Here is a 13873-nt window from a genome sequence, read left to right as displayed (position 1 = left end):
TTTACCAACGCGGTTTCGCGAAGCTTGTGTGTGCGGTGAAATCGGCGATCTTGCTCCACTCAACGGGAACAGGCTCTGGATAATGCTGAGGTAATTGCTTCCCCAAGCCATCCATTTCGCTCTGCAACCACTGCTCGAACTCCGCGCCACGCCACTTCCTCGCCAACAGGCAAGCAGCTGTGTAGATCATTTCTACCGTCGACGCGCTCATCTTGCGATTGGTGACACGATGAAGGAAAAGTGCCTGCGGACAAGTTTTCAGACTGAATCCAAGCGCTCTGGCACGCCAGGAAAGGTCGACATCCTCGCAATACATAAAGAAGCTCTCATCGAACCCACCCACTTCCTCGAAGCACGTCTTGGAAATTGCCAGGCACGCACCCGAAACCCAAGGAGTTTCGAGCGTCAATGAATCGTAGGGTTTTGGGTGTTCTGAAGGAAATTGAAGTGCTTCGACCAATGATCTTCCGTCTGCCGTCAATACGGCTTTAACTAGGCTGCCAATCGCGTCCGGATGCAAAACTCCATCCGGATTGAGGCAAATATAGATGTCAGCACCGTCGTCGAAAGCCGCACGCATCAACCTATTGTGACCAGCGCCAAAGCCAACATTGCCCTCGGATTGAAAACGTCTCAGGAAGCGGCGGTCTAAATCGTAATGTTCGGTGGGGTCACCGTTATCGAGCAGGAAGAGATTGTTCGCTACTGGCAGGTCGGCCTCGGAGAGAGAGATACGAGCCGCTTCGACCGTACGCTGAAGTTCCGCCCGGTCATTGTTATAGGTAACGATCCCGATAACGACCTTTGCGTTGTGTGGCGTTTTGACCTGCAGACCGAGAGCGCGTTGCTGAATGATGTCGGCCAATCGTCGAGGCGGTTCTGCGATCGGTGTCGGCCGAACGGCGCGGATCTTGACACCCTTTGGGTCAAGAAGATGAAAAACATAATGCTTTGCAAAAGCTTTCAACTCCCGCGCGGAGGCAATGGCGATCATCGCCGGAGTTTTCTCATACAGCTCGGGCCGCGCAATTTTCATCCAATGAAAACCTGCACCCTCGCAAGCGTAGAAGAAAAGCCGCTCGATTGAATGCGCGAGCGTGGCGTCCGTCTGATTTGCTTCAGCCGGAAAATCTTCGAGACTCAGATTCAACTCGACGAGATTTTTCAGGGCCGCCGTCCGCGCCCAGAACATCGATCCCGATGGAAAATCGAGCGGTGTCGATTTGTCTATAGCGAAACCGAGACGGTTTGCAAGCCCCTGCGCGCCGTCGAAGTTGCCCCCCCAATTGGTCCAGTGCCGCATTGTTTCAAAATGCTGGGCGGCGACCATCCCCAGGTTGGGATCATGCTCGAATGCGTAAAGGACACTGCTGACGACTTCGGCTGAACCGGAAAGACTTTCGAGAAGGAAGTGACGCCATTGAGCCAATGCACTTGCATGATGTGAACGCTTGCCATGCAGACATAGAACGAAGTCATAGCGCTCGAAAACGCTCTTGAACGCGAGCAATTTTGGCGCGATATCGCGACCGCGGTTCTGGACAACACAAACTTCGACCGTGCCTTTCGTCCAGCCCTTGAAAGCATTCTGGATTAATCCGGCCGAGAATAAATCACAGGTCGATATATATACATCGACACCGACCGGAATGTTGTTTAGATACACACGGAACTCTGGCGCGAGTTCAGGATAAAACAAATGAATGATCGCAGCGACGCGCTCCGTTTTTATCTGATTCAACGTCGGAAACTGAAACGGAACCTTGACGCTATAGTCGACTTCGATAGCACGACCTGCCTCCGGAGGCGTCACCGGCGGCAGTGGAGCGCCTTCTAACTGAACGGACGGCATGACCCGCTTCAAGTGCTTGGTCAGAGGATGCAGGAATCGCGTCCATGAACGGCGTGGCCCTGCGATGGACTGCGCAGATGTCTCGCGCATTGTCGCCACTTCGGCCGCTGCCGCATCCGCGATCGCGCGATATCGGCTTTCGATCGCTTTGATTCTGCGCCGCTCGTCCAGAATCATGTCGCGCAGCATTAGACGGTTCTCGTCTTTGCGCCAGAAGTGCTGGGCTGTATCTAAGGATCCCGTGTTTGTGACGGTATTTGGCGCGTCCGGGCGCTCTTCAGTCGCTACTGCAAGCGAGGAGAACACAGGATCCTGTTCCGTTGTAATCGAATTCATGCGATAGCAAAAGTTGTGGAATATGCGAGACCGAAACTGTATGGCCTGATGCAAGACCGGCCGCCCAAGAGTCAACGACCCCCAACTCAATTAGGCCGGCTGCATTGTACCTGAGGATCTGCTGCAGATTTTCAAACGCGACCGCAGTGGGCCAACTGGCATCCGTCGGTCACCAGTTAAATTTGCCGATCGAATCACCGACAAACCTCTTCCAACTCTCAAGAAGCAACCTCCAATAGTCCCGCCTTCCAAACCTTACGGCCGCCAGTCACCAGTGGTGAACAAAAAGATCTGGAATACCATTCTTAAATTTTCTCAATGATATCAATAGGCTCGAATTGACCAAGAGATCATTTGAATTTAATTAGTAAAAAAATAAACCGTCCAGACAAAACAAAAGCCCCGCAGGATCGAAATCTTGCGGGGCTTTTTTTCGAGGCTGACGCTAAAGCGTTATCCGCCTACCGCGACATCATATTCATGCTGACGTTATGCAACACCCACAACGTCCCGCCAACCACGATAACAGCGGTCAGCACGGTGAACGCAAACGCCGTCACGTTCCAGCGCTGCGACGACGACGTGTTCATGTGCAGGAAGAACACCAGATGCACGAGGATCTGCACGAACGCGAGACCCGCGATCGCGAGCAACGCGCTCTGGCCCGTCAACGTGCCGGTCATCACGATCGCGAAGGCCGCGACGGTCAGAATGACGGAGAGCACGAAGCCCGCCGTATAGCTGCCGAAGCTGCCGTGACCGCCTTCCGAGTGTGCGCCATGGGCGCTATGACTATGGTCCATTTAGATCACGCTCGCAAGATAGACAAAGGTGAAAACGCCGATCCACACGACGTCGAGGAAGTGCCAGAAAAGGCTCAGGCACGTCAGACGGATCATGTCGCGTTCGGTCAGGTCGCGATGACGCATCACCTGCAGCGCCAGCACGACCATCCAGATCAGGCCGAACGTCACGTGCAGGCCGTGCGTGCCGACCAGCGTGAAGAACGACGACAGGAACGCGCTGCGGCTCGGACCCGCGCCTTCGGCGATCAGGTGCGAGAACTCGCGCATTTCCAGCACGAGGAACGCGAGGCCCAGCAGGAACGTCACGCCGAGCCAACCGAGCAGCACGCCCTTGCGGTTCTTGTGCGCGCCGAGCATCGCGAAGCCGTACGTGATACTCGAGAGCAGCAGCATCGTCGTTTCAAGTGCGACGCCCGGAATCTCGAACAGGTCCTTGCCGCTCGGACCGCCCGCGAACTGGTGGCTCATCACCGCGAACACCGCGAACAGCGCCGCGAAGATGATGCAGTCGGTCATCAGGTACAGCCAGAAACCGAACACCGAGTGCGACGGCACGTGGTCCGGCGCGAGTTGCGGCTCAACCGCAATTGTCTTCTGTAACATCAGTCCACCTCCAGCGCGACCTGCTTGCCGGCGCTTGCGCCGACACCGGCCACGGCACCAGCACCGCCGTTGCGATTCTCTTCAATCAGCGCGACAGTGTCGGCAGGAATGTAATAGCCGTCGTTGTCCATGAAGCTGTAGATGATCACGGTGGCGATCGCGCCGACCGCGCCAACGATCGCAAGCCACCAGATGTGCCACACACCGGCAAAACCGAGCACCAGCGAGAACAGACCCACCAACAGACCCGCGGACGTATTCGACGGCATGTGAATGTCGCGATACGCCGGCACTTTCACACCGCCCTTGCGCGACTTCATTTCGGTGAATGCGTCGAGCGAGCGGACCTCCGGGATGTGCGCGAAGTTATAAGCCGGCGGCGGCGAACTCGTCGCCCATTCCAGCGTATGACCGTCCCACGGATCGCCCGTGAAGTCGCGGTTTTCCTTCAGGTTGCGATCGCGGATGCTGACGACCAGTTGCAGCAGCTGGCAAGCGATACCGATTGCGATCAGCACCGCGCCGAACGCGGCGGCGATCAGCCACGGATGCCAGGTGGGGTTGTCGTAGTGGTTCAGACGACGCGTCATGCCCATGAAGCCGAGCACGTACAGCGGCGTGAACGCAACCCAGAAGCCGATCTGCCAGAACCAGAACGCGGCCTTGCCGAGCTTCTCGTTCAGCTTGAAGCCAAACGCCTTCGGGAACCAGTAGTTGAAGCCGGCCAGATAGCCGAACAGCACGCCACCAATAATTACGTTATGGAAGTGAGCGATCAGGAACAGGCTGTTGTGCAGCATGAAGTCCGCGCCCGGAATCGCCATCATCACGCCGGTCATACCGCCGATCGTGAAAGTGATGATGAAGCCAATCGTCCACATAACCGGTGTCGTGAACTGCAGACGGCCCTTGTAGATCGTAAACAGCCAGTTGAATACTTTGACGCCGGTCGGGATCGAGATGATCATCGTCGCGATACCGAAGAACGCATTCACGTCCGCGCCCGAACCCATCGTGAAGAAGTGGTGCAACCACACGAGGAACGACAGCACCATGATCGCGCAGGTCGCCCACACCATCGTCTTGTAGCCGAACAGCGGCTTCTTCGCGTAGGTCGCAACGACTTCCGAGAAGATACCGAACGCCGGCAGGATCAGGATGTACACCTCGGGGTGTCCCCATGCCCAGATCAGGTTCAGGTACAGCATTGCGTTGCCGCCGGCATCGTTCGTGAAGAAGTGCATGCCGAGGTAACGGTCCAGACCGAGCAGCGCGAGCGTGACGGTCAGGATCGGGAACGACGCCATGATCAGCACGTTCGTGCACAGCGCGGTCCAGGTGAACACCGGCATCTTCATGAACGACATGCCCGGCGCGCGCATCTTCACGATAGTCACGAAGAAGTTCACACCGGTCAGCAACGTGCCGATACCGGAGAGCTGCAAGCTCCACAGGTAGTAGTCGACGCCGACCCCGGGGCTGAACTGCAATTCGGACAGCGGCGGATAAGCGAGCCAGCCCGTCTGCGCGAATTCACCGATCACCAGCGAGATGTTGATCAGAATCGCGCTGATTGCCGTCATCCAGAAGCTCAGCGAGTTGATGAACGGGAACGCGACGTCGCGTGCGCCGATCTGCAGCGGCACGATGAGGTTCATCAGACCGACCATGAACGCCATCGCCATGAAGAAGATCATGATGACGCCGTGCGCGGTGAAGATCTGGTCGTAGTGATGCGGCGGCAAAAAGCCCGGGGCGAGGTACGACAGGGCCAGTTGCATACGCATCATGATCGCGTCGGCAAAGCCGCGCAGCAGCATGATGAAGGCAATGACGATATACATGACACCGATCTTCTTGTGGTCGACCGAGGTCAGCCATTCGGTCCACAAGTAGCGCCATTTGCCGAAATACGTGATTGCGCCGAGCACAGCCAGCGCGGCGAGGATCATCCCCGCGCCCGCCGTAACGATGATTGGCTCGTGATACGGAATCGCATCGAGCGTTAGTTTTCCGAACATGAGTTACCCCTTAGGCGCACAGTTGGCGTCTTTCATGTTGTCGATGACGTTGCCGTTGTTGTAGCGGGCAATGATGTTGTTGAAGAGCTTCGGATCGACCGTCGAGAAGTACCGCACCGGGTCCTTTTCGCTCGGCTCGGACACCGCGTGATAGCGGTCCATGTCGAGACGGTCCGACGAAGCGCGAACCTTAGCGACCCACGCGTTGAAGTCTTCAGGCGAGCTGGCGAGCGTGCGGAACTTCATGTCCGAAAAGCCCTTGCCGCTGAAGTTTGCCGAGGTGCCCGCGTAGTCGCCGGCGTGATCGGCGATCAGGTGCAGGCGCGTCTGCATGCCCGCCATCGCGTAGATCTGGCCGCCCAGCTGCGGGATGAAGAACGAGTTCATCACCGTGTCCGACGTGATCCGGAAGTTCACCGGCGTACCGACCGGGATCGCGAGCTGGTTCACCGACGCGATGCCGAGGTCCGGATAAATGAAGAGCCACTTCCAATCGAGTGCAACGACTTCGACGTTGATCGGCTTGACCTGCGATTCGAGCGGACGATACGGATCGAGTTCATGCGTCGTCCGCCACGTCAACACGGCGAGGAACAGAATGATCAAAGTCGGAATCGTCCAGACGACGACTTCAACCGCGGTGGAGTGCGTCCACCCTGGCTGGTAGTCGGCGTTCCTGTTCGACGCGCGATAACGCCACGCGAAAAACAGTGTCATCAGAATGACCGGCACCACGACGATCAGCATGGCCCACACCGAAGTCGCGATCAGATCACGCTCCGCGAGTCCCACACTCCCCTTCGGATTCAGAATATCGAGGTTGCTGCAACCCGAAAGCAGCAACATGAGGCCGGCGGAAATGAAACTTGCCGGCCTTCTCAGCGTCCGTCCTTTCATATCCACTGCCTCGTTTTTTTGACTTCAACGAACGTCATTCGACGGCTCTCCATTAATAAGCGCTCGCATAATAGGGGGGCAACGGATGCTAATAAACACTCGATTTAGCAACGAACTATTGCGTCGCGACGCAGTGCGACACGTTGCCGCATTTCCCCGCGCACCCTATTCACCAGCGTCGTTTGCGACGCTTCGAAACGAAGCATCGAAAAGCTGACGCATCGCAAAAGTCCCCTGAAATAAGCGCTAAAAATCGCTGGACGCGCAGCGGTTTTCGACGTACTGCAACACGCATGCATTCACAAAGGGATTGATAACGACGCGCAAAAGCGCAAGAGCGTCGCCGCATCCTGACGCGCGGATGCGACAACGACTCTTGCGCTCTGTTCTTTTAACCCGGAGTCTGCGTGGCGACGGGAGCCGGTCCGGGCGCCGCTGCCTGCAGATGCTCGCCGCCCTCCGTCGGCACGGAGTCCGAAGGCAGCGGCGAGCGTTCCGATTGTGCGAGCAGCGTGCCGACCGACGGATCGATCGCATCGGTGAACGGCTTCGGGTCGAGACCGATCGCAAGCACCAGCAGCGCCAACGCACCGAGCAGCGCGAACTCGCGCTTGCCGAGGTCCTTCAGCTTCGCCACGCGCGCGTTGGCAATCGCACCGAAGATCACGCGCTTGTACATCCACAGCGTGTAGGCCGCGCTCAGAATCAGGGTGGTCGCGGCGATCGCACCGATCCAGAAGTTGAAGCGGATCGCGCCCATCAGCACCATGAATTCGCCGACGAAACCCGACGTGCCCGGCAGACCGATGTTGGCCATCGAGAACAGCATCACGAAAGCGGCAAAGCGCGGCATCGTGTTGGCGACGCCGCCGTATTCGGCGATCGACGCGGATTTCGTGCGGTCGTAGAGCATGCCGGTGCACAACAGCATCGCGCCGGACACCACGCCGTACGAGATCATCTGCACGATTGCGCCGGACTGGCCGAAGCGGTTGAAAACGAACAGACCGAGCGTGACGAGGCCCATATGCGCGACCGTCGAATACGCGAGCAGGCGGCGCATGTCGGTCTGCACGAGTGCGAGCAGGCTCGAATAGATCACCGCGACGAGCGACAGCGTGATCATCATCGGCGCGAAGAAATGGCTCGCTTGCGGCGCGATCGGCAGCGCGAAACGCAGCAGACCGTAACCGCCGATCTTCAGCATGCCGATCATCACCGCGGCGCCCGTCGGGCCGTCGAGGTGCACGTCGGGCAGCCACGTGTGCAGCGGCCACATCGGCACCTTCACGCCGAACGCGGCAAGGAAGCCGAGGAAGATCAGCGCCTGCGGCACCATGTCGAGGTGCGCTTCGCGCCACACGGCGAGGTCGAAGCTATGCGTCTGGCTATACAGGTAGAGCAGCGACATCAGCATCATCAGCGAACCGAGGAACGACACGAAGAAGAACTTCACCGCCGCATACGTGCGGTTCTTGTGACCGTAGGTGCCGATCAGCAGATACAGCGGGATCAGCGTCGCCTCGAACGCAATGAAGAACATCATGCCGTCGAGGGACGTGAACACACCCTGCATGAAGCCCGATAGCATCAGGAACGCGCCGAAGTACTGGGCGGTGCGCTGCGTGATCGACTCCCACGATGCGATCACGATGATGATCGTCGTCAGCGCGGTCAGCGCGACCAGCCACAGCGAAATCCCGTCGATTCCCACATGCCATGCGATATCGAACGTCGGCGACCAGCGGACGTTCTCGACGAACTGCATCGAGGTCACGTCGTTACGGAAACTGGCCACGAGCGGGATCACCGGCAAGAAACCCGCCACCGCGCCGATCAGCGCGAGCCAGCGCGTGCGATCACGCGCCGCGTCCGACCCGGCGCGCAGAACGACGAACCCGGCGACGATGGGGATCCAGATGAGAAGACTTAGGAGAGGCAATGGCATGTGCTCTGTCAAAACTTGAAGTACAAAACGCCGCGTCAACGCCCCCTGAAACAAGCAGACATTGAAATGGAAATGTAAGTTTGGGTTCGCTGAAATTGACGCGTGGAGGGGATTCCCGCTACACGTTTACCCGCAGCCAACTGACCAAGGGTGGGAGATTACCAAGATAAGAATAATTTTGCATCGCAACAGCCGCGAAATCCGCGCCACAATACATTGTTGCGACGTGGGCGCTTGCAAAATGCATCGAAATGTGCGCTTGCACATTGTTACAAAGGCGTCGTTAGGCCTTGGCAGTTTGGCAGCAAAAGCTGGCAATTAGCCGGAGGTTGGCCGCTGTTAGACATTCGCTGTTTATGGGGCTGGTTCGACTGGAACGGATCGTGCGGTCGAGTGCTTTTTGACGGTCGGGCACGAGCGGCAGCCAAACAAAAATTTGCCTCGCCGGCGATAAAAAAATTTTAGTGCGGGCGGTCTAAACCGACCGGCGAGGAGGTCGCTAGCGGTGCCGCGCGCCTCGATCAAGGTGCGCCGAAACTGTTCCGCTCCAGGCGCACGAATCTTCCATTTTCCTTACGCAGACCAGCGCCGCGCGATTGTAACTGCTGCAGAAACTCGCGCGGCGAGGCACACTCAATTCGCGCAACGGGCTCCCCTCGCCCGACTCCTTTTCCGGACCTCCTCGCATGGCGCTTCGTGACGACGTCGTACCCGCACTCGAATGCCGCGGCCTGAGCAAGCGGTACGGCACCGGCCGCATCGTGCTCGCGCAGCTCGACTTCACACTCGCTGCGGGCGAGTTCGTCGCGATCATGGGCGACTCGGGCGTCGGCAAGTCGACATTGCTCAACCTGATCGCCGGGCTCGACCGCGCCGATAGCGGCAGCGTGCTAATCGACGGACGCCCGGTCGAACAACTCGACGACAACGCCGCGACGCGACTGCGGCGCCAGAAGCTCGGCTTCGTGTTCCAGGCGTTTCACGTGCTGCCGCATCTGACGCTCGTGCAGAACGTCGCGCTGCCACTGCTGCTCAATGATCTACCGACGGCCGCCGCGCTCGACATGCTCGCGGCGGTCGGCCTCGGTGGACGCGGCGACGACTTTCCGCGCGATCTCTCCGGCGGCGAGTTGCAGCGTGTAGCCATTGCACGCGCACTCGTGCATCGTCCGACGCTGCTTCTCGCCGACGAACCGACCGGCAACCTCGACCCTGCCACCGCGCGCGACGTGCTCGGCCTGTTCCGCGCGCAAAGCAAGGCGACCGGCGCGGCGACGATCATGGTCACGCATTCGGAGGCCGCGGCCGCCGTGGCGGACCGCGTGTTGATCCTCAGCGAGGGCGGCTTGCATGGCGCGCGCGATAAGGCCGCGAACGTCGCGCACGCCGCGGCCCGCTCGACCCACGATGGCCGTTGACCTTCGTCCACTGCCGCGCGCGCCGGGATATCGTGTTCTCGCGCGCTGGCTGATGGTCGCGGAATGGCGCAGTCATCGCGGACGCGCACTCGTCGCCATCGCGACGATCGCGCTAGGCGTCGCGCTCGGCTACGCGGTGCAATTGATCAACAGCGCCGCCTTCAACGAATTCTCGGCGGCCGCGCGCAGTCTGTCAGGCGAAGCGGATCTGCAGGTGCGCGGCGCGCAGCCTTTCGTCGACGAGTCCCTCTATCCGCGACTCGCCAACGAACCGGGCGTGGTGCTGGCGAGTCCCGTGCTCGCGCTCGACGTCGCGGTGCCGGGCCGCACCGGTGCACTGCCCGTTCTCGGCATCGACGTCTTCAAGGCGAGGTCGATCACGCCCGATCTGATCGGCGTGCCCTCGCCCGATCGCCCGTTCGACACGCTCGCCTCCGATGCGATATTTCTGTCGACGGCCGCGCAGCAATGGCTGAACGTCAAGACCGGCGACGACGTCACGCTACGCAGCGGTACGTCGGATCTGCATCTGCGCGTCGCGGGTGGGCTCGTGCGCACGCGCCCGGGTCAACGGCTCGCCGTGATGGACATCGCCGCCGCGCAATGGCGATTCGGCAAGGTGGGCAAGCTGACGCGCGTTGACGTGCAACTCGCACGCGGCGTCGATCGGCAACGCTTCAAACGCGATCTGCAACAGCTGCTCGGCAGCACATGGGTAGTCGCCGAGACGCGCGACACTGAGAGCCGCACCGATCGCCTGTCGCGTGCTTACCGGATCAACATGAACGTGCTCGCGCTGGTCGCGCTGTTCACGGGCGCGTTCCTCGTGTTTTCGACTCAGGCACTCGGTGTCGTGCGACGCCGATCGCAATTCGCGATGCTGCGCGTGCTCGGCCTCACGCGCGCTCAGCTATTGCGGCAGATCCTGCTTGAAGGCGCGCTGCTCGGGTTGCTCGGCTCGTTGTGTGGACTTGCGCTCGGCTACGCGATGGCCAGCGGTGCGCTGCGCTTCTTCGGCAGCGATCTCGGCGGCGGCTATTTTCCGGGCGTGCAACCGCGAGTCGGTTTCGAGCCGCTCGCGAGCGCCGTGTTTCTCGCGCTCGGGGTCGCGGTGTCGGTGTTGGGCAGCGTAGCGCCCGCTATCGACGCGGCGCGCGCACGGCCTGCCCCGGCACTCAAGGCCGGTGCCGAGGAAAGCGCATTGGCGCGGCTCGCCACGCCGTGGCCGGCGTTCGGCTGTTTGCTGGCGGCCGCCGCGCTGACGCGCGTGCCGCCGTGGTTCGATGCGCCGATCGCCGGTTATCTGGCGGTCGCGTTGCTGCTCGTCGGCGGCATTGCGCTGATGCCGCGCGTGACCGCGCTGATATTCGGCGCGGCAGGCCGCGCGCGCGGCACGCGACGCCGCGCGGGCGCGACGGGCACGCTCGCGATTGCGCGTCTCGCGAATGCGCCGGGGCAGGCGTCAATCGCGATGGGCGGCGTGCTGTCGAGCTTCGCGCTGATCGTCGCGATGGCGATCATGGTGGCCAGCTTCCGCGTGTCTGTCGACGACTGGATCACGCATCTGCTGTCCGCCGATCTGTATGTGCGCGTAGCGTCGGGCGGCAATAGCGGCGACAGTGGCGGCTTGCGGCCCGACGAACAGACGCGCATCGCGACGGTGCCCGGCATCGGCAACGCCGCGTTCGCGCGCATCACACATCTGACGCTCGATCCCGCGCGCCCGGATGTCGCGCTGCTCGCCCGCGAAATCGACGCGAACGATCCGGGCGCGACTCTGCAGATGACCGGCGCGGTGCTGCCGCCGTCCGCGCTTCGCGCCGGCGACATACCTATTTGGGTTTCCGAAGCAATGATCGACCTGTATGGGTATGAGTTAGGTCAACGTGTGCGGTTGTCGCTCGGCGAGCATGGCCAGACGTTCGTCGTAGCCGGCGTCTGGCGCGACTACGCGCGACAGAGCGGCGCGATCCAGATACGGCTTGCCGATTATCGGCGGCTGACCGGCGACTCCACCGCAACCGATGTCGCCGTGACCGTCGAGCCGGGCGTGAATGTCGAACGCGTCGTCGCAAGTTTGAAGGCGCTGCCGTTCGGCGCTTCGCTCGAGGTGTCGCAACCGGGCGAGATCCGAGCGCGCACGCTGGTGATCTTCGATCGCAGTTTCGCGGTCACGTATCTGCTCGAGGCGGTGGCGATCGTGATCGGATTGTTCGGCGTCGCAGCGACGTTTTCCGCGCAGACGCTCGCGCGCGCCCGTGAGTTCGGGATGTTGCGCCACGTCGGGGTGACGCGCGCGCAGATTCTCGCGATCCTCGCTTCGGAGGGCGGTCTGCTCACCGCATGCGGCATTGCGCTCGGTTTCGCGCTTGGTTTCGCGATCAGCCTGATTCTCGTGTTCGTCGTCAATCCGCAGTCGTTTCACTGGAGCATGTCGCTGCATGTACCGTGGTTCGTGCTGGGCACAGTCGCGTTGGTAATGCTGGTGCTGTCGTGTACGACGGCGGTGGTCGCGGGACGCGGCGCGGTGTCGGTGGATGCAGTGCGCGCGGTGAAGGAGGACTGGTGATGCCAGCTGCGCGGCGTGCGTGGAAAATGCGGTTGATCCGGGATAGCGCGGCCATTCGCGAGCTTTGCTCTGCGCTTGATGGCTGCGCGACGTGCATCGCGCGCCGACACGGCGGGTCACCTCCGCGGCGCCTTCAGCTTTTTTTCCGAGGGCTACTTTGGATTGGCATAGCCGCTGTGTCGCCCTCTTTCGCCGCTAGTAGCGACTCCACTGGATCCACCCCGGTCGCCTTCGCGGCAGTCACGCCAGACCATCCGATCTCGTTTCCGCGGGACAGCGGTGCTCATCCGGCTTTCCGCACCGAATGGTGGTACGCGACAGGCTGGCTCACGACGCCCGACAACCGACCGCTCGGATTCCAGATCACGTTCTTCCGTACGGCGACTGGTCACGATGCCGCCGATCCAAGCGATTTCGCCCCGTCGCAACTGATCATCGCGCACGCTGCGCTGAGCGATCCGGCCATCGGACACCTCGTTCACGATCAACGCATCGCTCGGCAGGGTCTCGGGCTCGCCTACGCGAAGACCGCCAACACCGACGTCAAACTCGACGCCTGGAAAATGATTCGCGCCGCGGACGGCCACTACGACGTCACCGTCGATGCAAGTGGATTCTCGCTACACCTCCAACTCACGCCAACGCAGCCTCCGCTGATTCAGGGCGAGCGCGGTTACTCGCGCAAAGGACCGCGGCCCGAACAGGCGAGCTATTACTACAGCGAACCGCAACTCCGCGTGACGGGCACTGTGGTGCGCCCAGCCGGAGGTGGAAACGACACGACGCGCGATGCAGCAGTGACGGGGACCGCGTGGCTCGATCACGAGTGGTCGAGCACGTTGCTCGCCGCCAATGCGGTCGGTTGGGATTGGCTCGGGGCCAATTTGACGGACGGCTCGGCGCTAATGGCATTCAAGATCCGCAGCCGCGACGGACATGCAATATGGGCCCACGCGACGCTTCGCAGACCCGATGGTCAGGTAACGAATTTCGACCCCGGTGAAGTCGACTTCACGCCGCGTCGCATGTGGCGCTCGCCGCACACGAATACTTCGTATCCGGTCTCGATGACGGTTAGAGCGGGAACGCTGACATGGCAACTCGATCCGCTGATGGACGATCAGGAACTCGACTCACGACAGTCGACCGGTGCCGTGTATTGGGAAGGCGCGGTACGGGTGAGTCAACAGAATGCGGATGTAGGGCGAGCCTATCTGGAACTGACGGGTTACGCGGATGCGTTGCGGATCGGAAAGTAGTGAAGCGCGCAAAGTCGGCCGCGTAAACGCAAAAACCCCACCGCGGCGGGTGGGGTTTCTGACTGGGGAGGAGCCTGACGATTACCTACTTTCACACGGGCAATCCGCACTATCATCGGCGTGGAGTCGTTTCACGGTCCTGTTCGGGATGGGAAGGGGTGGGA

General features: G+C 60.7%; 9 protein-coding genes. 3 read left to right on the top strand and 6 right to left on the bottom strand.

Features of this window, described 5'->3' with window-relative positions:
- Position 1: 1 nt before the first annotated feature.
- The 6 genes from HDG33_RS38145 to HDG33_RS30790 form a co-directional block, all read right to left on the bottom strand.
- Positions 2-2188 (bottom strand): rhamnan synthesis F family protein, encoded by a 2187-nt coding sequence (locus HDG33_RS38145; RefSeq protein WP_184038239.1) that lies wholly within the window; start codon positions 2186-2188, stop codon positions 2-4.
- A gap of 461 nt (positions 2189-2649) precedes the next feature.
- Positions 2650-2991: a cytochrome o ubiquinol oxidase subunit IV gene (cyoD, locus tag HDG33_RS30810; protein ID WP_090805900.1), complete on the bottom strand. Its 342-nt coding sequence runs from the start codon at positions 2989-2991 to the stop codon at positions 2650-2652.
- Positions 2992-3597 (bottom strand): cytochrome o ubiquinol oxidase subunit III, encoded by a 606-nt coding sequence (cyoC, locus tag HDG33_RS30805; RefSeq protein WP_018425052.1) that lies wholly within the window; start codon positions 3595-3597, stop codon positions 2992-2994. It abuts the gene before it with no gap.
- A complete protein-coding gene (cyoB, locus tag HDG33_RS30800; RefSeq protein WP_184038236.1) occupies positions 3597-5618 on the bottom strand; it encodes a cytochrome o ubiquinol oxidase subunit I in 2022 nt (673 codons plus the stop codon). Before cyoB ends, cyoC begins: the two co-directional genes overlap by 1 nt.
- Positions 5619-5621: 3 nt before the next feature.
- Complete coding sequence (gene cyoA / locus HDG33_RS30795) at positions 5622-6515, bottom strand: ubiquinol oxidase subunit II (protein ID WP_184038233.1); 894 nt, start codon at positions 6513-6515, stop codon at positions 5622-5624.
- 391 nt (positions 6516-6906) lie between these two features.
- The gene (locus HDG33_RS30790) at positions 6907-8463 is read right to left on the bottom strand and encodes an NADH-quinone oxidoreductase subunit M (RefSeq protein WP_184038230.1); all 1557 of its coding nucleotides are present in this window, start codon (positions 8461-8463) and stop codon (positions 6907-6909) included.
- 686 nt (positions 8464-9149) lie between these two features.
- On the opposite strand from HDG33_RS30790, the gene HDG33_RS30785 reads away from it, so the two are divergent.
- Genes HDG33_RS30785 through HDG33_RS30775 form a run of 3 tightly spaced genes read left to right on the top strand, consistent with a single transcriptional unit; the run spans position 9150 to position 13709 of the window.
- On the top strand, positions 9150-9881 hold the full coding sequence (locus HDG33_RS30785) for an ABC transporter ATP-binding protein (protein WP_184038227.1): 732 nt from the start codon (positions 9150-9152) through the stop codon (positions 9879-9881).
- Positions 9871-12450: an FtsX-like permease family protein gene (locus HDG33_RS30780; RefSeq protein ID WP_184038224.1), complete on the top strand. Its 2580-nt coding sequence runs from the start codon at positions 9871-9873 to the stop codon at positions 12448-12450. The genes HDG33_RS30785 and HDG33_RS30780 overlap by 11 nt, the downstream gene beginning before the upstream one ends.
- A complete protein-coding gene (locus tag HDG33_RS30775; protein ID WP_409259097.1) occupies positions 12450-13709 on the top strand; it encodes a lipocalin-like domain-containing protein in 1260 nt (419 codons plus the stop codon). The genes HDG33_RS30780 and HDG33_RS30775 overlap by 1 nt, the downstream gene beginning before the upstream one ends.
- Positions 13710-13873 lie beyond the last annotated feature (164 nt).

Origin of the sequence: Paraburkholderia sp. Cpub6 (assembly GCF_014201065.1) — a bacterium.
GTDB classification, from domain to species: Bacteria; Pseudomonadota; Gammaproteobacteria; order Burkholderiales; family Burkholderiaceae; genus Paraburkholderia; species Paraburkholderia tuberum.
Note: the sequence above shows the minus strand (reverse complement) of the source record. Positions and strands in the feature narration are given on the sequence as shown.